The following is a 21,748-nucleotide window of genomic DNA, read 5'->3' on the forward strand; positions in this document are numbered from 1 at the left end:
GACTGCCGGCCCAGGAGGAAACGCCTCATGCATCGCCGCCGGATGCCGAAGCTCGCCCTCGCCCTGACGGCGCTCGCCGCCGCCGCCGCCGCGCCCGCCGCCACCGCCCAATGGGCGCCGGACCGTCCGGCGCGCATCCTGGTGGGCTTCGCCGCCGGCGGCACTGGCGATCTGGTGGCCCGCACCGTGGCGGAGGTGGCCGCGCCCCGGCTCGGCCAGCCCGTGGTGGTGGAGAACCGCGCCGGCGCCAACGGCATGATCGCCGCCGAGGCCGCCGCCCGCGCCGCGCCCGACGGCCTCACGATGCTCCTGTGCCCGACCGGCAACATGACCATCCTGCCGGAGCTGCCCGGCGCCCGCCTGCCGGTGGACGTCCGCACCGAACTCGTGCCCGTGGCGAACGTGGCGCTCTCCACCTACGGCATGGTGGTCGGCGCCGCCGCGCCCTGGCGGACGGTGGCCGAGTTCGTCGAGGCCGCGAAGGCCCGGCCCGGCGCCCTGTCCTTCGCCAGCGTCGGCACCGGCAGCGCGCAGCACCTGGCCGGCGAGCGCCTGAAGCGGGCGGCCGGCGTCGAGCTGCTGCACGTCGCCTACCGCGGCGCCTCGCTCGCCGCCGTGGACCTGATCGCGCGGCGGGCCGACGCCATGATCACCAACCTCGGCGACGTGGCGCGGCAGGTGCAGGGCGGCGAGCTGCGCCTGCTGGCGCTCGGCGACGCCGCCGGCCACCCGCTCTTCCCCGACGCCCCCAAGCTCGGCGACACCCTGCCCGGCCTGGAGGTGACGAGCTGGCTCGGCATCTGCGGCCCCCGCGGGCTGCCGCCGGAAACCGTGGCCGCGTGGTCCCGCGCCATCCTGGACGGCCTGGCCGAGCCCGCCATCGCGCGGCGCCTCGCGGATAACGGCCTGCGCCCGCTGCCCGAGGGCCCGGAGGCCTTCGCCGCCCGCATGGCCCGGGACCGCGCCGCCTGGGGCGAGGTGATCCGGGCCGCGGGCATCAAAACCGAATAGGCGCCGCGGACGAGCGCGCCCTCAGCCGGCGACGGAGTCGGGTCGGTCGCCGGGCCGCGGCGCGGCGGCGGAAGCGCGGGACGAGGCAGCGCCGCCGCGGCCATCGGGGCGGGCGCCGAGGCCGAGGCCCATCAGGAACAGGAGCGCGGTGGCGAGGATCCATTCACTCATCGGGCTGACCTCCGGAACCACCACCCAACGCGGCGCAGAGGCTTTGAGTTTCTATATCGAAATGACAACCGCCATCACACGTCCGGGCGCGCAACGCCGCCGCACCTCAAGCCATCTTTCTTGCATATACAATATCTTATGGCAAAAACGTGAGAGCTAAAGTGATCTATCAACCTCACCGCCCGCATCAAGGCCTGAGCGCGAACCGCCTCTGCCCCGGTTCGAGCAGCTTCTCAGCCAAGCCCGCGAACTCGCAGAGAAGACGCCGGGTGCGCCGCGGGTCGATGATCTCCTCCACCCAGAATGCCTCCGCCGTGCGGAACGGGCTCCGCAGCTTGCTCAACCGCTCCTCGATCTCCGCGAGCTTCGCCGCCCGGTCCGGCGCGGCATCGATCTCCGCCCGGTACGCCGCCTCGATCCCGCCCTCCAGCGGCAGCGACCCCCACCGCGCCGAGGGCCAGGCGTAGCGGATGGAGAACCGCCCCGCCGGCTGGTGGACCACGCCGGCCACCCCGAAGGCGTTCCGGAGGATCACCGTGCACCACGGCACCGTGGACTGGTTCACCGCCGCCATGGCCCGTACGCCCCAGCGGATGGTCGCTGCCCGTTCCGCCTCCAGCCCGACCATGAAGCCCGGGCAGTCCATCAGGTAGACGACCGGCAGGTGGAAGGTCTCGGCCAGGTCCACGAAGCGCACCACCTTGGCGCAGGCGTCCGCCGTCCAGGCCCCGGCGAAGTGGAACGGGTCGCCCGCCAGCACCGCCACCGGCAGCCCATCGAGCCGCGCCAGCCCGGTGAACACCGGCCGCCCGAACCACCGTCCCAGCTCGAACACGCTGCCGCGATCGCACACCGCCTCGACGATCGGCCGCACCTTGTACGGCCGCCGGTGGTCGCGCGGGATGGCGGAAAGCAGCCACCCGTCCTCCCGCCCCGGGTCGTCGGCCGAGGGCTGTCGCGGCGGCAGCTCCCACACGGAGGAGGGGAGGTAGGAGAGGAACCGCCGCGCCGCCTCGAAGGCCGCCTCCTCGTTGTCCACCGCGTGGTCCACGGCGCCGGCGCCGGTCTGGATCTCCCAGCCGCCCAACTCCTCCTTGGAGCGCGGCTCGCCCAGCGCCGCCACCACCGGCGGCCCGGCCACGAACATCGCCGAGCTGTCCTTGGTCATCACCGAGTAGTGGCTCGCCGCCAGCCGCGCCGCGCCCAGCCCCGCCACCGAGCCGAGCCCGAGCGCCACCACCGGCACCCGCGACAGGTTGTCGCCCGTGTGGTGGTACAGCCACGTCCCGCCGATGCCGCCCGGCAGGTTGGCCCGCCCTGTGGTCTCGATGGTCTTGACCGAGCCGCCGCCGCCCGAGCCCTCGATGATGCGCACGATCGGCAGCCGCAGGTCGGCCGCCATGCGCTCCGCCATGATCGGCTTGTCGCGGATGGTGGCGTCGGCGCTGCCGCCCCGCACGGTGAAGTCGTCGCCCACCACCACGACAGGCCGCCCGGCGACCAGCCCCCGGCCCATCACGCAGTTCGACGGCGTGAAGCCCCGGAGGTCGCCCTTCTCGTCGTAGGACGCCCGCCCGGCGATCGCGCCGATCTCGTGGAAGGAGCCGGCGTCGAGCAGCCGCTCGATCCGCTCCCGCACGGTGAGCCGCCCGCCGTCGTGCTGGCGCTTCACCTTGTCCGGCCCGCCCATGGCGCGCGCCAGCGCCTCCCGCCGGGCCAGCTCGTCGAGTTCCGGTTGCCAACTCATCCGCCGCCGCGCTCCTCGCCTTGACGGCGATTTGACCACGGCGGGGCGGGCGAGGGGAGGGTGCGGCGCGGCCGGTCCGGCCGTGCTATCGTGCCATCATGAGCGCGTCGCTGAAGCCGCTGACCTTGGACGAGTTCCTCGCCTGGGAACGCACCCAGCCGGTGCGCTACGAGTTCGACGGCACGCAGCCCGTGGCGATGACGGGCGGCACCATCGCCGCCGACCGCGTCGCCCGGCGCCTGCTGCGAGCGCTCGACGGGCGACTCAAGCCGCCCTGCGAAGCCTTCGGCGAGAACGTGAAGGTGCTGACGCCCACCGGGCGCGTCCGCTACCCGGACGTGAAGGTGGCCTGCGGCGACTTCGACCCGACCGACGATCGCGTGGACCCGGTGGTGGTGTTCGAGGTGCTATCGCCGACCACGGAGATGACCGACCGCCGCGTGAAATCGGCCGAGTACGCGTCCATCCCCAGCGTGATGGCCTATGTCCTCCTCGCGCAAGACCGCCCAGCGGCGACCGTGCTGCGCCGCGCATCGGGGTGGGAGCCGGAGGAGATCGAAGGGGCTGAGGCCGTGTTTGATCTACCGGAGATCGGCGTCGCGTTTCGCCTGACCGAACTCCACGCGGACGCCGGCGGGGTCTGATCAGCCTCGACATTCCGGAGGCGCCGCGTCGGCCTCTCCGGCTTCCAGCCGCGCCAGCCAAGCGTCCACAGCCTCGCCCGTCGCCTGCCGGCCCGTGGCCTCGTACTCGGCCCAGGCCGCGAGCGCATCGGTGCGCAACCGTTCCCGCGCTTCCTCCCGCGCGAGGTACTGGGCAATGGCCTCGCGCATGAGCCAATTCGGCGTGCGGCGCCGTGAGTCGGCGAGCCGCCGCAGCCGGTCGCGCAACTCGGGATCGAGCTTGAGGCTCGTCGTGACGGCGCCGGACGACGGTGCGGCCATGTTGGTGTTACCAGGTGACACTTACACCCGAGCCGCCCAGGTCTGCCACCTCGGCTTATCGGCCTGTGCTACCATACCGTATGAGCGCGTCGTTCAAGCCGCTAACCTCGGAAAGGTTCCTGGCTTGGGAGCGCGTTTAGCCGGTGCGCTACGAGTTCGACGGCTGTAGCCCGAAGCTGTCCGCGATGACGGCGCGCCCGGCCGAGAGCGGAGCGGTCGGATCGCCGCCACGCCGCCGCGGTGCTCGTCAGGTGATGCCCGAGCCGCGCTTCTACGAACTGGAAGCCAAGGTCATGCGGCAGTGGCCCGGCGTCGAGTGGGTGAACCGGGTGGGGCACGGCCGCGCGCCGAACGCGCCGGGGCCCGACCCTTACGGGCACGTCGGCGGCGGCCGAGGCTGGGACTGCTGGCCCATGAAGGGCGAGCCGACGCCCGTGTTCCGCACCAGGCAGCGCCACGCCGAGCGCCTGGCCGACGCCTGCTACTTCGCCGGCCCTTCCTGGCTGCTCGCCTCGGCGGGCCTCGCCGGGCTGCTGCGTGGGCTGCAGCGCGGGGACGTCGAGCTGCTGCCCGTCGAGGTGCGGCTGGGCGACGGCACGGCGCTGCCGGTGGGCGCGTTCTGCATGGTGGATGTGACGCGCCTGGTGCCGGCCTACGACGCCGGCGCGATGGGGCGGCGCATCGTCCACGAACCGGTAGGCCGCCGCTACGACCCGGACCTGCCCGCGCGCCCCTTGCTGCGGCCGGACATCCCGGACGGGCTGAACCTGTTCCGCGACGAGGTGTCACCCGTCAGCATGTACGCCTCGCGCGCGGTCCGCGACGCCTGCCGCGCGGCCAAGTACACGCGCAGCCTGGACTTCCTCCCTGCCGAGACCTCGCAGCGGCGCTGAGCCAAACTCCCAAAAGGAAGCCAAGTCCTGTTTGAGCTTGAGCAGCCGTTGAAGTCACCGACCGATAGATCTGTTTGAAAGCCCCACTACTTCCAAGGCAGGATGGTTGCAGCGGTGGAGGCAGCATCAGAGACCCCTTTGGCCCACCCGCCTCGCCACCCTATCTCTTCCCCAACTACGGAGGAGGACCAAAGCATGTCGGACGCCAGGAGCGGCACCCCGGAAGCCTGCATCGTCGGCTGGGCGCACTCGCCCTTCGGCAAGCTCGACGAGCCCGACCTCGAATCACTGCTCGCCCGCGTCGGCCGCGCCGCCATCGAGGACGCCGGCATCGAGCCCTCCGAGGTGGACGCCGGCTTCGTCGGCGTGTTCGGCGAGGGCTTCACCCCGCAGGGCTTCCCGTCCTCGCTCGTCCTCCAATCCATCCCGGAGCTGCGCTTCAAGCCGATCACCCGGTTCGAGAACGCCTGCGCCACCGGCAGCGCCGCCATCCACGGCGCGCTCGACTTCCTCGCCGCCAAGCGCGGCCGCTTCGCCCTCGTCCTCGGCGCCGAGAAGATGACCGCGACCCCCGGCCCCAAGGTCGGCGACATCCTGCTCTCCGCCAGCTACCGCAAGACCGAGCAGGACATCCGGGGCGGCTTCGCCGGCGTCTTCGCCCGCATCGCCGAGAGCTACTTCCAGCGCCACGGCGACCAGTCGGACGCGCTCGCCGCCATCGCCGCCAAGAACCACAAGAACGGCGTGGACAACCCCTGGGCGCAGATGCGCAAGGACCTCGGCTTCGAGTTCTGCCGCCGCGAGAGCGAGAAGAACCCCTTCGTCGCCCCGCCGCTCAAGCGCACCGACTGCTCTTTGGTCTCGGACGGCGCCGCCGCCCTGGTCATCACCGACGCCGAGACGGCCCGCGCCATGGGCAAGGCCGTCCGCTTCCGCGCCGCCGTGCAGGTGAACGACCTGCTGCCCATCGCCGCCCGCGAGATCACCCGCTTCGAAGGCCCGGCCGAGGCCTGGAAGCGCGCCCTGGACCAAGCCGGCCTGAAGGGCGTCACCGACCTCTCCTTCGTCGAGACGCACGACTGCTTCACCATCGCCGAGCTGATCGAGTACGAGGCGATGGGCCTGGCGCCGGAAGGGCAGGGCGCCCGCGCCGCGCTGGAGGGCTGGACCGCCAAGGACGGCAAGCTCCCGGTCAACCGCTCCGGCGGGCTGAAGAGCAAGGGCCACCCCATCGGCGCCACCGGCGTTTCCATGCACGCGCTGACGGCGATGCAGCTCACCGGCCAGGCCGGTGCGATGCAACTGCCCAAGGCCGACCTCGGCGGCGTCTTCAACATGGGTGGCGCCGCGGTGGCCAATTACGTCTCCATCCTCGAACGCGCGCAGTGACGACCGAAGGCGACCAGGTCCTCTCCGTCTACGTCACCGCCGCCGACGCCGAAGAAGCGCGGCGGATCGGCCGCGCGCTGGTGGAAGAGAACCTGGCCGCCTGCGTCAACATCCTCCCCGGCCACACCGCCATCTACCGCTGGGAAGGAAAGGTGGAAGAGGGCGCCGAGTGCGCCTTCCTCGCCAAGACCACGGCGGGGCGCTTCGACGCGCTCCGGGCCCGTGTCCGCGCCCTGCACAGCTACGACCTGCCCTGCATCGTCGCCTTCCCGGCCGAGGCGGGCGACCCGGAGTTCCTCGATTGGGTGCGCGCCGGCGTCGTCCCGCAGCGAGCCCCGCCGTAGGCCGCCGGCGGGAATGCCTCGCCAAACCGGAACAAAAATGGTACAATCACTTCGCAAGATGGCGGAGGCGAGCCCTTGGTCGGAAACCCGTCGAGCCCGATGCGAAGCCCCGGGAGTCGCCATCTCCAAGGCCAACGCCACGGCCTGGCGCCATCGCGCCCGATCGCGGCAGGAGCGCCCAACCCGGCCGCCGCCGGCGGGACCGGAGCATTTGCCCGAAAGCAGCAAAATCCACCGCGCAACCGGCCAAGCGGCCACGCGAAGAGCGGACGCGGCGATAGGGCCCGATGGCTGGGCCGGAGCGGCACCAGGATGCCGGACCCTTGCCGCGCCAAGCCCGGCCTTTTGTCCGAAAGCGGCAAGAGGCGGCGCGTCGATGCGGCAGCCTGGCCGGGCCAGGGGGAGCAGGGCACGCCACGCCCGCGCCGCATCGGGTCTGGGCTTTTGTCCGAAAGCGACGAAAGGCTTCGTGGGAGCAGCGATCCCATGAAGCGGAAGCCGGACGCGGCCTCACGGGCCGGCGGCCGAGCCGCGGCGAAACCGGCGCGGCACGCTCGCCCGGCGCCGAAGCCGAGCATTCGTCCGAAAGCGGCAAAAGACGACCGAGGACCAGCCAGGCGAACAGCGCACCCCGGGTACGCCGCGAAGGGCCGGCCGGAGCCGAAACTTTTGTCCGGAAGCCGCTTGAGCCGGCGAGGCGGAGCCGGCGAGGCGGCGCCGGAGCGGCGGCCGTGCCGGGCCACCGGCCTCCGCGCGGGATGAAGGACGGGTCGCAATGGACGATCCTTACAAGATACTGGGCGTCGAGCGCACCGCCTCCGCGGACGAGATCCGCAAGGCCTATCGCACTCTCGCCAAGCGCTGGCACCCGGACACCAACCCGGACAAGCCGGAGGCCGAAGCGCGCTTCAAGGCGGTCAGCGCCGCCTACGCCCTGTTGTCCGATCCCGACCAGCGCGCCCGCTTCGACCGCGGCGAGATCGACGCCTCCGGTGCCGAACGCGCCCCGCCTCCTCCCCCGGGCGCCGGCGGCGGGTGGCGAGACTGGGCCGACGCCCCGGGCGGCGCCCGCTACCGCTCCTCCGCGGGCGGCTTCGGCGATTACTTCGACGAGTCCGACCTGGAAGACTTCCTGTCCCGCGCCTTCGGCGGCGCGGCCGGAGGGCGCGGCGGCGCCCCGCGCGGCCCGAGGCGCGGCGCCGACGTGCGGGCGTCCTTGCAGGTGTCCTTCCTCGACGCGGCGCGCGGCGCCTCGCGCGAAGTCACGCTGCCGGACGGCCGCGCCGTGCGCCTTTCCATCCCCAAAGGCGCCGAAACCGGCACTGTGCTCCGCCTCGCCGGCCAAGGGATGCCCGGCACCGGCGAGGGCGCCCCGGCGGGCGACCTCCTGGCCGTGCTCGAAGTCCAGCCGCACCGCTTCTTCCGCCGCGAAGGCAACGACATCGTGGTCGACCTTCCCGTGACGCTGAAGGAAGCGGTGCTCGGCGCCAGGGTGGAGGTGCCCACGGTGGACGGCCCGGTGACGCTGACCGTCCCGCCCCGCTCGGGCGAGGGCACGCGCCTCCGCCTGCGCGGACGCGGCGTGAACGGCGGCCACCAATACGTTGTCCTCAAACCAATTCTCCCGACCGAACCGGAGCCCGAGTTGGAGGAGTTCCTGAAACGTTGGGCCTCGCGCGACGCGCGCGACCCCCGCGCCGGGATGCTCGCGCCATGATCGCGCTGGAAACGGTGGCCGAGCGCTTCCCGCAGCTCGCGCCCGACGAGCTGACGCTTTGGATCCAGCGCCGTTGGGTCCGCGCCGAGCGCGGCCCGGACGGTGCGTGGCGCCTGACCGAGATGGACGTGGCCCGCGTCGGCCTCCTGGTGGAACTCCGCGTCACCTTGGAGGTGACGGAGGACCTGATCCCGCTCGTGCTGTCGCTCATCGACCAGCTCTACGACGCCCGCCGCGCCGTCCGCGCCCTCCTCGCCGCCCTGGACGAGCAGCCGGCGGAGGTGCGCCGGGCGGTGCTGGCAGCGGCGCGGCAGGAACCGCACAGGTGACGCCGCCCGCGAGGCGCCGCGACGGCAGAACCGCAGGCACGGTCCGCGGCCCGGCCCGTCGCTCGACGGTGAATCGCGCCTCCGCGGCGCCGGACCAGCAGCGCCGCCGACGCGTGCGGTCGCCCCGGGCGGCGGGCCGAGCCCGCGGCAAGACGCATACGTTGGCTGTGGGCCGCGCCTCCGCGGCAATGGACCAGCGTCTCCCCCGCCTGCGGTCGCTCCCGCCGACGGGCTTGGTCCGCGGCGCGGCCTACCCCTTCACGGTGGACCGCACCTCCGCCGCGATGGACCGGAGCGCCGCCTCCGCGTGCAGCTTGGTGCCGTGCAGCGTCAGCACCGCGATGAGCGACACGGCGGCCACGACCGCCATCCCGGCGCGACCGCGGCCGGCGGACCGCACCTCCTCCTCGGCCCGGCGCGGCCCGGCCAGCCAGGCGAGCGCCAGGACGCCGGCCATTCCCACCGCGCCGCCGACCAGCACGTCGGCCATGCTGTGGTACCGCAGCGCCCAACGGCTGAAGCCGAACAGCGCGCCGAACGCCGCGCCGGCGAACAAGGCGACCGCCAGCCGCGAGGCGAAGCGCCGGGCGACCAGCGTCGCCAGGCCGGCGTACACCACGATGCCGGCGGCGGTGTGCCCGCTCGGGTTACCCAGGCCCCTGATCGAGCCGGAGCCCAAGACCACAAAGACCATGAGCTTAAGCACCAGCATCGCCGCGAAGGTGCCGGTGACGGCCAGGGTCCAGGCGATGGCCTCGCGGCGCTTGCCGACCAGCGCCAGGGACAGCGTGACCAGGCCCGTCAACGGCAGCAGGACGCCGAGGTCAGCGAAATCGGTGAGGAAGTGCATGGCCGCCCCGTACCACGGCCGTGCCGCCGCGTCGGCTTACGAACCGGTCACGGTTATAACGATCCGTCTGGCGGTTACCGGCGGGCTCGACCGTTCCGCGTTCACGGGAACGGGCCGCCGCTACCCAGGCGGCAGCAGCAGCATCGCCGCCGCCTGCGCCGCGATGCCCTCGCCGCGCCCCGTGAAGCCCAGCCGCTCGGTGGTGGTGGCCTTCACGCCGATCCGCGACGGTTCCACGCCCAGCAACTCCGCGAGCCGCGCCTGCATGGCGTCCCGGTGCGGCCCGACCTTCGGCCGTTCGCAAAGCAGAGTCACGTCGGCGTTCGCCAGCACCCCGCCGCGGTCCGCGATCCGCGCCGCGGCGTGGCGCAGGAACCGGGCGCTGTCCGCGTCCTTCCAGCGCATCTCGCTCGGCGGGAAATGCCGCCCGATGTCGCCCTCGGCCAAGGCCCCGTAGATCGCGTCGCAAAGGGCGTGGATGCCGACATCGGCGTCCGAATGCCCGTCCAGCCCGAACTCGCAGGGCACGCGGACACCGCACAGCACCATCGGCCGCCCGGCCGCAATCCGGTGCACGTCGAAGCCGGTGCCGACCCGCGGCATCAGCCCGGCGGACAGGCCCGCCGCCACCCGGGAAAGATCCTCGGGGAAGGTGATCTTCACGTTGCTTTCCGATCCCTCCACCAGCGCCACCGCCCCACCCACCGCTTCCAGGATCCCCGCGTCGTCCGTCGCCTCGCCCGGGGCGGCGCGGTGCGCGGCCAGCAACTCGGGGAAGCGGAAGGCCTGTGGCGTTTGCGCCCGCCACAAGCCCTCGCGAGGCACGGTGGAAACGATCCGCCCCGACGCGTCGCCCCGCTTCAAGGTGTCCGTCACGCGTTGCGCCGGGATGGCGCCCGGCGCTTCGGCCAGCGCCGCCAGCAGCCGCGCCACTGTCCCCGCCGGTACCACCGGCCGCGCCGCGTCGTGCACCAGCACCGCGTCGGCGGCCGGCCCGGCGGAGGCGAGCGCCTCCAGCCCCGCGCGCACGCTCCGCTGCCGCGTGTCGCCGCCCGGCACCGGCGCGAGCACGCCGGGCAGCCCGTCGAGCAGCGCCGCCACCCGCGCTTCCTCGCCGGGGGCGCAGACGGGGAGGAGGCGTTCCACCAACCCGTCCCGCAGCAGCGCCTCCGCTGCGTGGCGGAGCACCGGACGGCCGAGCAGGGGCAGGTACTGCTTGGGCGCGTCGGCGCCGAACCGGGCGCCGCGGCCGGCGGCCATCAGGAGGGCGGAAACCTGCATGGGCGCGGGGTCTAGCGGCCCTTCGCTGCTCGGAACAGTGGCTTGTTGCGCGATGCCGTGTTGCGCCGCCGCCGCAGGTCGCGTAGTTTGCCCAAATCATGAGCATCGCTGCGCCCGCAACTCCAGCGGCGGCTGGTTCTTCGGTTCCCGCCCTGCGGCCGATCGACCTCGGCGGCGGCGTGCGGATCGCAACACCCGTGTACCTCGCGCCGATGTCGGGCGTGACCGACCTGCCGTTCCGGCGCCTCGCCCGGCGCCTCGGCACCGGCATGGTGGTCAGCGAGATGATCGCCAGCCAAGCCATGGTCCGCGAGAACCGGCAGACCTTGAAGATGGCCGAGGTGGACGGCTTCGGAGCGCCCTCCGCCGTGCAACTCGCCGGCTGCGACCCGGAGGTGATGGCCGACGCCGCGCGGCTCGCCGTGGACCGCGGCGCCGCGGTGGTGGACATCAATTTCGGCTGCCCGGTGAAGAAGGTCGCGGTCGGCCAGCAGGCCGGCAGCGCCCTGATGCGCGACGAGATCCGCGCCGCCCGCATCCTGGAAGCGACGGTGCGCGCCGTCCCGGACGTGCCGGTGACGCTGAAGATGCGGATGGGTTGGGACCATTCGAACCTGAACGCCCCGGTGCTCGCCCGCGTGGCCGAGGGATCCGGCATCCGCCTCGTGACCGTCCACGGCCGCACGCGCCAGCAGCTCTACACCGGCACCGCCGATTGGGATTTCGTCCGGAAGGTGAAGGACGCCGTCCGCATCCCGGTGCTGGTCAACGGCGACATACTGACGCCCGAAGGCGCGGCCGAGGCGCTCCGCCGCTCCGGCGCGGACGGGGTCATGCTGGGGCGCGGCTGCTACGGCCGCCCTTGGTTCCCGCGCCAGGTGGCGGAGCACCTCGCCACCGGCCGCGCGGCCGCCGAGCCCGCGCTGGCCGAGCAGCTCGCGGTGCTGCTGGAGCACCTCCGGGACATGCTGTCCCACCACGGCACCGTCACCGGCCTCCGCTTGGCCCGCAAGCACGTCGCTTGGTACTCCAAGGGCCTGCCCGGATCGGCGGAGTTCCGCGCGCGGGTCAACACGCTGGACGACGCGCCGGCCGTGGAAGCGCTGATCGAAGGCTTCTACCGCCCCTTGCTGGACCAGGGCCTGGAAGCGGCGCGCGCCGCCTTCCACGCGCGCGGCGTGTCGAAGGAGGCCGAAGGCGCCGCGGCGGGGAGGCTGGCCGCGTGACGGCGGGCGCGCTCGCCGCCAAGGCGCGCGGCCCTCGCCCCGCGGCGGCGACCGCCGCGCCCGTCACCGTGCCCGGCGCCTCGGCCATCCTGTCGTCGCTCCCGACCCCCACGGTGGTGCTCGACGGCGAGAACCGCTTCCGCTTCGCCAACTCGGCCGCGGAGGGCTTCTTCGGCTTGTCCGCGCCCTCCCTCGCGGCGCTCGCCTTGGCCGACCTGCTCCCCGAAGACGGGCGGCTATTCGCCTTGTTGGCGCAGGTGCGGGCGCACGACGCGCCGGTGTCGGACCACGACTTGGTGCTGGAAAGCCCGCGGTTGCAACGCCGCGGCGTAGTGTCGGCGCACGGCGCCCCGTTCCCCGACCTGCCGGGCGGGGTGGTGCTCACCTTGCAGGACGGCTCCACGGCGCGGATGCTCGGCCGGCAGCAAGACTTCCTCGGCGCGGCGCGCGGCGCTTCTGCCATGGCCGCCATGCTGGCGCACGAAGTGAAGAACCCGCTGTCCGGCATCCGCGGCGCGGCGCAGCTTCTCGAACAGGGCGCCTCGGAGGGCGACCGCGAGCTGTGCCAGCTCATACAGGACGAAGTGGATCGCATCCGCGGCCTGGTGGACCGGATGGACATGTTCTCCGACCGGCCGGTGGAGCTGGAGCCGGTGAACATCCACCAGGCGCTGGACCACGTGAAGCGCGTCGCGCAGAACGGTTTCGCCGCGCACCTGCGGATCGTCGAGGAGTACGACCCTTCGCTCCCGCCCGTCTGGGGCAACCGCGACCTGCTGGTGCAGATCCTGCTGAACCTGGTGAAGAACGCCGCCGAGGCCGCGGCGGCGGAAGGGCGCGCGGCCGAGGGCCGCGGCGAGATCGCGCTGTCCACCGCCTACCACCACGGGGTGCGGATCGCCGTGCCCGGCAGCAAGGAGCGGATGCACCTCCCGCTCGTGGTGAGCGTGCGCGACGACGGGCCGGGCATCCCCGACGCGGTGCGCGCCACCCTGTTCGAGCCTTTCGTTTCGACCAAGCGCGGCGGGCAGGGGCTGGGACTCGCCCTCGTCGCCAAGCTGGTGGCGGACCAGGGCGGCTTGATAGAGTGCGACAGCCGGCCCGGCCGCACCGTGTTCCGCCTGCTGCTGGCCATGCCGCCGGCGCGGGGCGGCGCCAAAGGCCGCGGCGGGTCCAGGGCCGGCGACGGGGGAGGGGCGCGGTGAGCGACGGCGGCCGGACCATCCTCATCGCCGACGACGACCGCGCCATCCGCACCGTGCTGAGCCAGGCGCTCGGCCGCTCCGGCTACCAGGTGCGCGCGACCTCCTCCGCGTCCACGCTGTGGCGCTGGGTGGAGGACGGCGAAGGGGACCTGGTCATCACCGACGTGGTCATGCCGGACGAGAACGGCCTCGACCTCGTGCCGCGCATCCGCCGCGTCCGGCCGGAGCTGCGCGTCGTGGTGATGAGCGCGCAATCCACCTTCATGACCGCGGTGAAGGCCGCCCAACGCGGCGCCTTCGAATACCTGCCCAAGCCCTTCGACCTGAAAGAGTTGCTCGCCATCGTGGAGCGGGCGCTCGCCGCGCCGCAGCGCGCGGAGCAGGAAGCGGGCGACGACGCCGAGGAGCGCCTGCCGCTGATCGGCCGCAGCGCGGCCATGCAGGAGATCTACCGCACCGTCGCGCGGCTCACGACCACCGACCTCACGGTGATGATCACCGGCGAGTCGGGCACCGGCAAGGAGCTGGTGGCGCGCGCGCTGCACGACTACGGACGACGCCGCGCCGGGCCGTTCGTCGCCGTCAACATGGCCGCGATCCCGCGCGAGCTGATCGAGAGCGAGCTGTTCGGCCACGAGCGCGGCGCCTTCACCGGCGCGCTCAACCGCGGCGTCGGGCGCTTCGAGCAGGCGGCCGGCGGCACGCTGTTCCTCGACGAGATCGGCGACATGCCGGCGGAGGCGCAGACCCGGCTGCTGCGCGTGCTGCAAGAGGGCGAGTTCACCACCGTCGGCGGCCGGCAGCCGGTCAAGGCCAACGTCCGCATCGTGGCCGCGACCCACCGCGACTTGCAACAATCCATCCGGCAGGGGTTGTTCCGCGAGGACCTGTTCTACCGCCTCAACGTCGTCCCCATCCGCCTGCCGCCGCTCCGGGAGCGCGCGGAGGACGTCTCGTTGCTGGCCCGTCACTTCCTCGACCGCGCCCGCGCTTCCGGCCTGCCGCAGAAGCACCTGAGCCCCGACGCGCTGGAACGCCTGAAGGCGCACAAGTGGCCGGGCAACGCGCGTGAGCTGGAAAACCTGATGCGGCGCCTCGCGGCGCTTTATCCGCAGGAGCAGATCGGCGCCGACGCGGTGGCCGGCGAGCTCGCGGAAGCCGGGTCGGCCGGCGGGGGCGGAGGCGTGGGGCCGCGCGCCGAGACCTTGGAACAGGCGGTGGAACGCCACCTCCGGCCCTTCGTCGCCGCGCACCGCGACGGGCCGCCGGTGCGCGACCTCTACGACCGCGTGCTCGCCGAGGTGGAGCGGCCGCTGCTGCGGCTCGTGCTGTCGGCGACGCGGGGCAACCAGATCAAGGCGGCGGCCATGCTGGGATTGAACCGCAACACGCTCCGCAAGAAGATCCGCGAACTCGACCTCCCGGTCGTGCGGGGCCTCGGTTGATGGGCGTCGTGCGGCGCTACGTCCTCGGCGGCGGCCTGCGCCGGGGCGCCGCCGCGCCCTCCACGCCGCCGCCACCCGGGGAGGCGCCGGCCGCAGCCGCGCCGCGGGGCGGGTTGGGCGCGAGGATCGCCGACCTGATGCTCGGGCGCGGCATGACCCTGGGCCTCGCGCTGGGCGCGCTGGTGCTCGGCGTCGCCACCTTCTCCGTGCTGTCGAACGGCAGCCCTTTCGGCCCGCGCCGCGACGGCGTCGTGGTCGCCATGGTGCTGGTCAACCTCGCGGTGCTTCTGCTGCTGGGCGCGTCGTTGGCCGGCCGTCTGGTGCGGGTGTGGGCGGAGCGCCGCCGCGGCTCCGCCGGCTCGCGCCTCCACGTCCGGCTGGTGCTCCTCTTCAGCGGCGTCGCGGTGGTGCCGGCGTTGCTGGTCGCCGGCTTCGCCGCGCTGTTCTTCAACCTCGGCATCGAGACCTGGTTCAGCGACCGCGTCCGCACCGCCCTGGAAGCCAGCCTCCAGGCCAGCCGCGGCTACCTGGAGGAGCACCGCAACACCATCCGCGGCGACGCGCTCGCCATGGCGGCGGACCTGTCGCGCACCCGCGTGCTGCTGCCCGACAACGGCATCGCTTTCGCCCGCGTGCTGGCCACCCACACCACGCTCCGCAACCTGACCGAGGCGGTGGTGTTCGACCCCGCGACGCAGCGGGTGATCGCCAACTCCGGCTACACCACGTCCTTCACCCTCGACCCGCCGGGCGAGGACGCCATAGCCGACGCCCGCCTCGGCGACGTGGCGGTGATCCCCAGCGGGGAGCGGGTCCGGGCGCTGGTGTCGCTCGACTTCGGGCAGGGGTGGATGCTGCTGATCGGCCGGCCGCTCGACGCCACCGTGCTGACGCACCAGCAATCGGTGGAGCAGGCGGTCGCGCAGTACGTGGAGCTGGACCGCAACCGCTCCGGCTTGCAGATCACCTTCGTGATGATCTTCGCCATCGCGGCGCTGCTGGTGCTGATGGCGGCGGTGCTGATCGGCCTCGTGCTGGCTAACCAGCTCGCGCGGCCGATCGGCCGGTTGATCGTGGCTGCGGAGCGGGTGCGGGGCGGCGACCTGTCCACCCGCGTCCAGGAGGGCTCGGCGGACGACGAGGTCGCCAGCCTGTCCCGGGCCTTCAACCGCATGACCAACCAGCTCGCGGCGCAGCGCGGCGAGCTGATGCAAGCCTACCGCCAGATCGACGAACGGCGGCGCTTCACGGAAACGGTCCTCGCCGGCGTGTCGGCCGGCGTGGTCGGCCTCGACACCGAGGGCCGGATCAACCTGCCGAACCGCCGCGCGAGCGAGCTGCTCGGCCTGGACCTGGACGCCGCCATCGGCCTGCCGCTCGCTTCCCTCGTGCCGGAGTTTGCGCCGTTGCTGGCCGCGGTGCATGGCGGCGGCGCCGCGACTCCGGAGAAGGCCCGCACCGCCGAAATCCGGATCGGCGCCCCTTCGAACCGCCGCACCCTGCTGGCCCGCATCGGCGTCGAGTTGCAGGCCGGGGCGGGCGGCGGCGGGCGCGAGGTCACAGGCTACGTCCTCACCTTCGACGACATCACCGAATTGCTGTCGGCGCAGCGCAAGGCGGCCTGGGCCGACGTGGCGCGGCGCATCGCGCACGAGATCAAGAACCCGCTCACGCCCATCCAGCTCTCGGCGGAGCGGCTGAAGCGCCGCTACCTCAAGGAGATCCAGTCCGACCCGGAGACCTTCAAGGCATGCACCGACACCATCGTGCGGCAGGTCGGCGACATCGGGCGCATGGTGGACGAGTTCTCCGCCTTCGCCCGGATGCCGCAGCCGGTGATCCGGCCGGAGAACCTCGGGCAGCTGATCCGCGAGGCGCTGGTGCTGCAACGGGACGCGCACCCGGAGATCGAGTACGTCATCTACCAGCCGGGCGCGGCGCCGGTGGTGCCCTGCGACCGCCGGCTGCTCAACCAGGCGCTGACGAACCTGTTGCACAACGCGGCGGATGCCATCGCCATGCGCGTGGCGGCGGAGGCGATGGGCGCGCTGCAGCGCGCGCCGGGCGAGACCGTCGGACACATCACCGTGCGCGTGGCGCAAAAGCCGGACGCGGTGGAGATCGCCGTGGAGGACGACGGGATCGGCCTGCCGCAGGGCGACGAGCGCGACCGCCTCGCCGAACCTTACGTGACCCACAAGGCCAAGGGCACCGGGCTCGGCCTTGCCATCGTCAAGAAGATCATGGAGGACCACGGCGGGAAGCTCGGCCTCGAAGACGCCGCGGAAGGCAGCGGCGCGCGCGCGGTGCTGTCCCTCCCTTGGCGGCAGTCGCTCGACCGCGGCCCGCCCGGCGACGGCGACGGCGACGGCGGCGCGGTGCCGCCGGCGGAGGCCGAGACACACGAGAGCAGCATGATGAGGCGCGCGCAGCATGGCGCATGAAGTATTGATCGTGGACGACGAGCCCGACATCCGGGCCCAGATCGAGGGCATCCTCGAAGACGAAGGCTTCGAAACGCGGGTCGCCCACAACAGCGACACGGCCCTCGCGGCCTTCCGGGCGCGGCGGCCGTCGCTCGTCGTCCTGGACATCTGGTTGCAGAACTCGCGCCTGGACGGCCTCGGCATCCTCGGCGAGATGCTGCGGGAGGAGCCGCAGGTGCCCTGCGTGATGATCTCCGGGCACGGCACCATCGAAACCGCCGTCCGCGCCATCCAGCAGGGCGCCTACGACTTCATCGAGAAGCCGTTCAACTCCGACCGCCTGCTCCTGATAGTCAGCCGCGCGCTGGAAGCGGCCCGCCTCAAGCGCGAAAACAGCGAGCTGAAGCTGCGCGCCGGCGCCGAAACCGAGCTGGTGGGCAACTCGCAACCGATGGCGCAGCTCCGCGCCGCGATCGAGCGCGTGGCGCCCACCGGCAGCCGCGTGCTCATCACCGGCCCGGCTGGGTCCGGCAAGGAGGTGGCGGCGCGCATGATCCACGCCCGCAGCCGCCGCGCTGACGGGCCCTTCGTGGTGCTGAACTGCGCCACCCTGAACCCGGGCCGCTTCGAGGAGGAGCTTTTCGGCGTTGAATCGGCCGCCGCCGACTCCGCGGCCGCCCCGCGCCGCGCCGGCGTGCTGGAGCGCGCCCACGGCGGCACGCTGCTGCTGGACGAGGTGGCCGACATGCCGCTGGAAACCCAGGGCAAGATCGTCCGCGCCTTGCAAGAACAGGGCTTCGAGCGGGTCGGCGGCTCCTCGCGGGTGAAGGTGGACGTGCGGGTGCTGGCCACCACCAACCGCGACCTCCAGGCGGAGATCGCCGCCGGGCGCTTCCGCGAGGACCTTTATTACCGCTTGGCCGTGGTGCCGCTGCGCACGCCCGCGCTCCGCGAGAGGCGCGAAGACGTGCCGGCGCTGGCGCGGCACTTCATGGCGCGCTCCGCCGCGACCTCCGGGATGGCGGCGCGGGAGATCGGCGAGGACGCGCTGGCCGCGCTCCAGGCCTACGACTGGCCGGGCAACGTGCGGCAGCTCCGCAATCTGGTGGACTGGCTGCTCATCATGGCGCCGGGCGACGCGCGCGAGGCCATCCGCGCCGAGATGCTGCCGCCCGAGGTGGGGTCCGCGGCGCCGGCCATGCTCAAGCTCGACCGTTCGAGCGAGATCATGACGCTGCCCCTGCGCGACGCGCGCGAGCTGTTCGAGCGGCAATACCTCGAAGCGCAGTTGCTGCGCTTCGGCGGCAACATCAGCCGCACGGCGAACTTCGTGGGCATGGAGCGCAGCGCGCTGCACCGCAAGCTCAAGTTCCTCGGCGTCCACGCCGAGGACCGCGCGCCGGCGGCGGCCGCCCAGCCGGCCGCCAGCGCCAACCTTTGACCGGCACATGGCGCGCGTCGCCTACGTGAACGGCCGCTGGCTCGACCAGAGGGTCGCTTCGGTCAACATCGAGGACCGGGGCTACCAGTTCGGCGACGGCATCTACGAGGTGGTCCACGTCTTCCGCGGCCGCTTCGTGGACGAGGACCGCCACCTCGCCAGGCTCGACCGCAGCCTGCACGAGATCAGGCTGCCCGAGCCCATGCCGCGCGCCGCGCTGTTGCAGGTTATGCGGGAGCTGGTGCGGCGGAACCGCGTGGCCGAGGGCCTGCTCTACATGCAGGTGACGCGCGGCGTTTCCCGGCGCGACCACGCCTTCCCCCGGCGGCCCGTTCCGCCGGCGCTGGTCATGACCGTCAAGCGCATCCCGCCCTACCCGAAGGACGTGGACGCCTGGGCCGCGTCGGCCGTCACCCGGCCGGACCTCCGCTGGGCGCGGCGCGACATCAAGAGCGTGAACCTGCTGCCCAACGTGCTGGCGCGCCAGGAAGCCCGGGAAGCGGGGGCGACCGAGGCCATCCTGTTCGACGAACGAACGGGCGTCGTCACCGAGGGGGCCGCCACCTCGTTCTGGATCGTGGACGAGCGCGGCGCGCTCCGCACCAGCCGCCTCGGCCACGCCATCCTGCCCGGCTGCACGCGGGAGGCGCTGGTCGCCGAGCTGGCCGAGGCCGGCATCGCCCACGAGGAAGGGGACTTCACGCTCGGCGACGCGCGCCGGGCCAGGGAAGCCTTCCTCACCTCCGCGACCTCCTTCGTGAAGCCCATCACGAACCTGGACGGCGAGCCGGTGGGCGAGGGCGGGGTGGGGCCGGTGACGCGGCGCCTTTTCGACCTGTTCGCGCGCCACGTCCAAGGCGGCCCGAGGAACGCGCCGGCGTGACGCCGCCCGACCTCCTCCGGCCCGCCGCCGTGGTCTGGGATTGGGACAACACGCTGGTGGACGGCTGGGCGGCCATCGCCGCCGGGCTGAACGCCGCCTTCGCCGCGTTCGGGATGCCGGGGTGGACCGTGGAAGAGGTGAGGGGGCGGGTGCGCCGCTCGCTCCGCGAAAGCTTTCCCGAGACGTTCGGCGCGGATTGGGAACGGGCGCGCGACATCTTCTACGCCGAGGTCCGGGCGCGGCACCTCGGAGTTCTGTCGCCGATGCCCGGCGCGGCGGGGGCGCTCCGCGCGGGCGCGGCGCTCGGGGCCCCGATGGCGGTGAACAGCAACAAGCAAGGGCCCTTGCTGCGGGCCGAGGCCGCGCACCTGGGCTGGGCGGGAACGTTCCGGGCGTTGATCGGCGCGGGCGACGCGGGGGCGGACAAGCCGGACCCGGCGCCGATGCGCCTCGCGCTCGAAGCCTGCGGCGTGCCGGCAGGCCCTTCGGTCTGGTACGTCGGCGACACGGCGCTCGACATGCAGGCCGCGCGCGCGGCGGGCTGTGCCGCCGTCCTGGTCGGCGACGCGGAGCACGACGGCGGCGTCGCCAACGCGATGCCTGACGCCGCCTTCGCCGATTGCCATGCGCTCGCCGCGCACCTGCTCCGCCTTGCCAAGACCCCCCCTCCTGCGGGAATGTGAGGGTGGGCAGGGGAGCCCCGCGAGGGCAGCCCGCATAAGAAGAAGGACCGCGCCGTGGCCGCCGAGAAGTCCCAGAACGTGCAGGACGTGTTCCTCAACCACGTTCGCAAGAGCAAGACGCCGGTGACGATCTTCCTGGTCAACGGGGTCAAGCTGCAGGGCATCATCACCTGGTTCGACAACTTCTCCGTTCTGCTCCGCCGGGACGGGCATACGCAGCTCGTCTACAAGCACGCCATCAGCACGGTGATGCCGGGCGCCCCCATCCAGTTGTTCGATGCCAGCGCGCCGCGTGAGGGCGCGGCCGCGGCGGTGCAGCGCGAAGGGACGACCCTGACGATGACCCGTGAGGTCAATCCTGCCACAGGAGGCTGACCCGGCCGATCCGCCCGACCCGGCGAACGACCGGACCGACCAGGGTCCGACCCTCGCCGCCGTCATATTGCCCTACGAACGGGTGCGGCGGCCCGGCGCCGCGGGCGGCGGCCAAGCGGCGGCGGCGGAGGGCCTGCCGCGCGCCGCGGAAGCGCGCCTCGCGGAAGCCACGGGCCTCGCCGGCAGCATCGGCGTCACCATCGTCCACTCGGCCATCCTCCCCCTCCGCGAAAGGCGGCCGAGCACCTTGCTGGGCGAGGGCCAGGTTGAGGCGGTCAAGAAGGACGTCGCCGGCAAGTCGGTGACGGTGGCGGTGGTGGACGCGTCGCTCACGCCGGTGCAACAGCGCAACTTGGAGCGTGCCTGGGGCTGCAAGGTCATCGACCGGACCGGCCTCATCCTGGAGATCTTCGGCGAGCGCGCCCGCACCCGCGAAGGCTCGCTCCAGGTCGAATTGGCGCACCTGGAGTACCAGCGCACCCGCCTCGTGCGGTCTTGGACCCACCTGGAGCGGCAGCGCGGCGGTTTCGGCTTCCTCGGCGGCCCCGGCGAGTCGCAGATCGAGATAGACCGTCGCCTGATCGGCGAGCGCATAGTCAAGATCAAGCGCGAGCTGGAACAGGTGCGCCGCACCCGCGGCCTGCACCGCCGCGCCCGTGAACGGGTCCCCTACCCGGTGATCGCGCTGGTCGGCTACACCAACGCCGGCAAGTCCACCCTGTTCAACGCCCTCACCGGTGCCGGCGTCCACGCCGAGGACCAGCTCTTCGCCACCCTCGATCCGACGATGCGCGCCATCGGCCTGCCCTCCGGCCGCACCGCCATCCTGTCCGACACGGTGGGGTTCATCTCCGACCTGCCGACCCAGCTTGTGGAAGCCTTCCGCGCCACGCTGGAGGAGGTCGCAGCGGCCGACGTGATCCTCCACGTCCGCGACGCCGCGCACCCGGACACGGCGGCGCAGCGCCGGGACGTGCTGAAGGTCCTGGGCGAGATGGCCGAAGGACCGAACGCCGCCCTCGACGGGGGCTGGCAGGCCCGCATGATGGAGGTGCTGAACAAGGCTGACCTGCTCGGCGGCACCGGCGAGGTGATCGGCGGCGACCCCGGCGCGGTGGCCGTCTCCGCCCTGACCGGCGAGGGCCTGCCCGAACTCCGGACCGCCATCGACGCCCGGCTCTCCGCCGGGATGGAGTTGGTCGACTACGACATCCCGGCCGCCGACGGCGCCCGCCTCGCGTGGCTCTACCGGCACGGCGAGGTGGTCAACCGGGAGGAGCGCGAGAGCGGCGACCTCGCCGTGACCGTCCGCCTCTCGCCCGCCGACCGCGCCCGCTTCGAACGCGACCCGTTCTCCGGGTGAGTCCGGCGCCGCGCTTCGACCTCCG

At 72.9% G+C, this 21,748-nt stretch carries 21 protein-coding genes; 16 read left to right on the plus strand and 5 right to left on the minus strand.

What is annotated here, in order from left to right; translation table 11 throughout:
• Positions 1 to 27 precede the first annotated feature (27 nt).
• Positions 28 to 1,011, plus strand: coding sequence for a Bug family tripartite tricarboxylate transporter substrate binding protein (locus ABD067_RS11460; protein WP_343895427.1), 984 nt, complete (start codon positions 28 to 30; stop codon positions 1,009 to 1,011).
• A gap of 21 nt (positions 1,012 to 1,032) precedes the next feature.
• Here the strand turns inward: ABD067_RS11460 and ABD067_RS11465 are convergent, their stop codons facing one another.
• The gene (locus ABD067_RS11465) at positions 1,033 to 1,182 is read right to left on the minus strand and encodes a hypothetical protein (RefSeq protein WP_343895428.1); all 150 of its coding nucleotides are present in this window, start codon (positions 1,180 to 1,182) and stop codon (positions 1,033 to 1,035) included.
• 187 nt (positions 1,183 to 1,369) lie between these two features.
• On the minus strand, positions 1,370 to 2,929 hold the full coding sequence (locus ABD067_RS11470; RefSeq protein ID WP_343895429.1) for an acyl-CoA carboxylase subunit beta: 1,560 nt from the start codon (positions 2,927 to 2,929) through the stop codon (positions 1,370 to 1,372).
• Between the two features lie 98 nt (positions 2,930 to 3,027).
• On the opposite strand from ABD067_RS11470, the gene ABD067_RS11475 reads away from it, so the two are divergent.
• Positions 3,028 to 3,573, plus strand: a complete 546-nt coding sequence (locus ABD067_RS11475) for a Uma2 family endonuclease (RefSeq protein ID WP_343895430.1) — start codon at positions 3,028 to 3,030, stop codon at positions 3,571 to 3,573.
• Here the strand turns inward: ABD067_RS11475 and ABD067_RS11480 are convergent, their stop codons facing one another.
• Positions 3,574 to 3,873: a CopG family ribbon-helix-helix protein gene (locus ABD067_RS11480; RefSeq protein ID WP_343895431.1), complete on the minus strand. Its 300-nt coding sequence runs from the start codon at positions 3,871 to 3,873 to the stop codon at positions 3,574 to 3,576.
• 254 nt (positions 3,874 to 4,127) lie between these two features.
• Between ABD067_RS11480 and ABD067_RS11485 the strand changes: the two genes are divergently transcribed.
• The 5 genes from ABD067_RS11485 (at position 4,128) to ABD067_RS11505 (ending at position 8,545) form a co-directional block, all read left to right on the plus strand.
• A complete protein-coding gene (locus tag ABD067_RS11485; RefSeq protein ID WP_343895432.1) occupies positions 4,128 to 4,766 on the plus strand; it encodes an imm11 family protein in 639 nt (212 codons plus the stop codon).
• Between the two features lie 195 nt (positions 4,767 to 4,961).
• Positions 4,962 to 6,155, plus strand: coding sequence for an acetyl-CoA acetyltransferase (locus ABD067_RS11490; protein WP_343895433.1), 1,194 nt, complete (start codon positions 4,962 to 4,964; stop codon positions 6,153 to 6,155).
• Positions 6,152 to 6,499 carry a divalent-cation tolerance protein CutA gene (cutA, locus tag ABD067_RS11495; RefSeq protein WP_343895434.1) on the plus strand — a complete coding sequence of 116 codons (348 nt, stop codon included), beginning with the start codon at positions 6,152 to 6,154 and terminating at the stop codon, positions 6,497 to 6,499. Before ABD067_RS11490 ends, cutA begins: the two co-directional genes overlap by 4 nt.
• Positions 6,500 to 7,274: 775 nt before the next feature.
• The gene (locus tag ABD067_RS11500; protein ID WP_343895435.1) at positions 7,275 to 8,216 is read left to right on the plus strand and encodes a DnaJ C-terminal domain-containing protein; all 942 of its coding nucleotides are present in this window, start codon (positions 7,275 to 7,277) and stop codon (positions 8,214 to 8,216) included.
• On the plus strand, positions 8,213 to 8,545 hold the full coding sequence (locus ABD067_RS11505) for a hypothetical protein (RefSeq protein ID WP_343895436.1): 333 nt from the start codon (positions 8,213 to 8,215) through the stop codon (positions 8,543 to 8,545). The genes ABD067_RS11500 and ABD067_RS11505 overlap by 4 nt, the downstream gene beginning before the upstream one ends.
• A gap of 250 nt (positions 8,546 to 8,795) precedes the next feature.
• Here the strand turns inward: ABD067_RS11505 and ABD067_RS11510 are convergent, their stop codons facing one another.
• Both ABD067_RS11510 and ABD067_RS11515 read right to left on the minus strand, forming a co-directional pair.
• Entirely contained in the window at positions 8,796 to 9,395 is a 600-nt protein-coding gene (locus tag ABD067_RS11510) for a phosphatase PAP2 family protein (protein ID WP_343895437.1), read from the minus strand.
• 120 nt (positions 9,396 to 9,515) lie between these two features.
• Positions 9,516 to 10,676, minus strand: coding sequence for a bifunctional 2-C-methyl-D-erythritol 4-phosphate cytidylyltransferase/2-C-methyl-D-erythritol 2,4-cyclodiphosphate synthase (locus ABD067_RS11515; RefSeq protein WP_343895438.1), 1,161 nt, complete (start codon positions 10,674 to 10,676; stop codon positions 9,516 to 9,518).
• Between the two features lie 98 nt (positions 10,677 to 10,774).
• Between ABD067_RS11515 and dusB the strand changes: the two genes are divergently transcribed.
• From dusB to hflX, 9 genes are all read left to right on the plus strand, one after another.
• Positions 10,775 to 11,902, plus strand: a complete 1,128-nt coding sequence (gene dusB, locus ABD067_RS11520) for a tRNA dihydrouridine synthase DusB (protein ID WP_343895439.1) — start codon at positions 10,775 to 10,777, stop codon at positions 11,900 to 11,902.
• Entirely contained in the window at positions 11,899 to 13,107 is a 1,209-nt protein-coding gene (locus tag ABD067_RS11525; protein WP_343895440.1) for a two-component system sensor histidine kinase NtrB, read from the plus strand. Before dusB ends, ABD067_RS11525 begins: the two co-directional genes overlap by 4 nt.
• Complete coding sequence (gene ntrC / locus ABD067_RS11530) at positions 13,104 to 14,552, plus strand: nitrogen regulation protein NR(I) (RefSeq protein WP_343895441.1); 1,449 nt, start codon at positions 13,104 to 13,106, stop codon at positions 14,550 to 14,552. The genes ABD067_RS11525 and ntrC overlap by 4 nt, the downstream gene beginning before the upstream one ends.
• 137 nt (positions 14,553 to 14,689) lie before the next feature.
• Complete coding sequence (locus tag ABD067_RS11535; protein WP_343895489.1) at positions 14,690 to 16,996, plus strand: sensor histidine kinase NtrY-like; 2,307 nt, start codon at positions 14,690 to 14,692, stop codon at positions 16,994 to 16,996.
• Positions 16,986 to 18,419 carry a nitrogen assimilation response regulator NtrX gene (gene ntrX / locus ABD067_RS11540; RefSeq protein WP_343895442.1) on the plus strand — a complete coding sequence of 478 codons (1,434 nt, stop codon included), beginning with the start codon at positions 16,986 to 16,988 and terminating at the stop codon, positions 18,417 to 18,419. Before ABD067_RS11535 ends, ntrX begins: the two co-directional genes overlap by 11 nt.
• A 7-nt stretch (positions 18,420 to 18,426) precedes the next feature.
• On the plus strand, positions 18,427 to 19,302 hold the full coding sequence (locus ABD067_RS11545) for a D-amino-acid transaminase (protein WP_343895443.1): 876 nt from the start codon (positions 18,427 to 18,429) through the stop codon (positions 19,300 to 19,302).
• Positions 19,299 to 19,985: an HAD family hydrolase gene (locus tag ABD067_RS11550; protein ID WP_343895444.1), complete on the plus strand. Its 687-nt coding sequence runs from the start codon at positions 19,299 to 19,301 to the stop codon at positions 19,983 to 19,985. Before ABD067_RS11545 ends, ABD067_RS11550 begins: the two co-directional genes overlap by 4 nt.
• 54 nt (positions 19,986 to 20,039) lie before the next feature.
• Complete coding sequence (gene hfq, locus ABD067_RS11555) at positions 20,040 to 20,360, plus strand: RNA chaperone Hfq (protein ID WP_343895445.1); 321 nt, start codon at positions 20,040 to 20,042, stop codon at positions 20,358 to 20,360.
• Between the two features lie 64 nt (positions 20,361 to 20,424).
• Entirely contained in the window at positions 20,425 to 21,723 is a 1,299-nt protein-coding gene (gene hflX, locus ABD067_RS11560) for a GTPase HflX (RefSeq protein WP_408871542.1), read from the plus strand.
• The last annotated feature ends 25 nt before the right edge of the window (positions 21,724 to 21,748 follow it).

Source organism: Craurococcus roseus, from assembly GCF_039523795.1.
In the GTDB taxonomy this organism is placed as follows: Bacteria; Pseudomonadota; Alphaproteobacteria; order Acetobacterales; family Acetobacteraceae; genus Craurococcus; species Craurococcus roseus.

Excerpts from the sequence above, each read along its gene's own strand:
- ABD067_RS11470 (WP_343895429.1), bottom strand. The coding sequence starts at position 2,929 with ATGAGTTGGCAACCGGAACTCGACGAGCTGGCCCGGCGGGAGGCGCTG.
- ABD067_RS11505 (WP_343895436.1), top strand. The coding sequence starts at position 8,213 with ATGATCGCGCTGGAAACGGTGGCCGAGCGCTTCCCGCAGCTCGCGCCC.
- ABD067_RS11510 (WP_343895437.1), bottom strand. The coding sequence starts at position 9,395 with ATGCACTTCCTCACCGATTTCGCTGACCTCGGCGTCCTGCTGCCGTTG.
- dusB (WP_343895439.1), top strand. The coding sequence starts at position 10,775 with ATGAGCATCGCTGCGCCCGCAACTCCAGCGGCGGCTGGTTCTTCGGTT.
- ABD067_RS11515 (WP_343895438.1), bottom strand. The coding sequence starts at position 10,676 with ATGCAGGTTTCCGCCCTCCTGATGGCCGCCGGCCGCGGCGCCCGGTTC.
- ABD067_RS11465 (WP_343895428.1), bottom strand. The coding sequence starts at position 1,182 with ATGAGTGAATGGATCCTCGCCACCGCGCTCCTGTTCCTGATGGGCCTC.
- ABD067_RS11490 (WP_343895433.1), top strand. The coding sequence starts at position 4,962 with ATGTCGGACGCCAGGAGCGGCACCCCGGAAGCCTGCATCGTCGGCTGG.
- ABD067_RS11500 (WP_343895435.1), top strand. The coding sequence starts at position 7,275 with ATGGACGATCCTTACAAGATACTGGGCGTCGAGCGCACCGCCTCCGCG.
- ABD067_RS11485 (WP_343895432.1), top strand. The coding sequence starts at position 4,128 with ATGCCCGAGCCGCGCTTCTACGAACTGGAAGCCAAGGTCATGCGGCAG.
- ABD067_RS11535 (WP_343895489.1), top strand. The coding sequence starts at position 14,690 with ATGCTCGGGCGCGGCATGACCCTGGGCCTCGCGCTGGGCGCGCTGGTG.
- ABD067_RS11475 (WP_343895430.1), top strand. The coding sequence starts at position 3,028 with ATGAGCGCGTCGCTGAAGCCGCTGACCTTGGACGAGTTCCTCGCCTGG.
- ABD067_RS11545 (WP_343895443.1), top strand. The coding sequence starts at position 18,427 with ATGGCGCGCGTCGCCTACGTGAACGGCCGCTGGCTCGACCAGAGGGTC.
- ABD067_RS11460 (WP_343895427.1), top strand. The coding sequence starts at position 28 with ATGCATCGCCGCCGGATGCCGAAGCTCGCCCTCGCCCTGACGGCGCTC.
- ABD067_RS11480 (WP_343895431.1), bottom strand. The coding sequence starts at position 3,873 with ATGGCCGCACCGTCGTCCGGCGCCGTCACGACGAGCCTCAAGCTCGAT.
- ntrX (WP_343895442.1), top strand. The coding sequence starts at position 16,986 with ATGGCGCATGAAGTATTGATCGTGGACGACGAGCCCGACATCCGGGCC.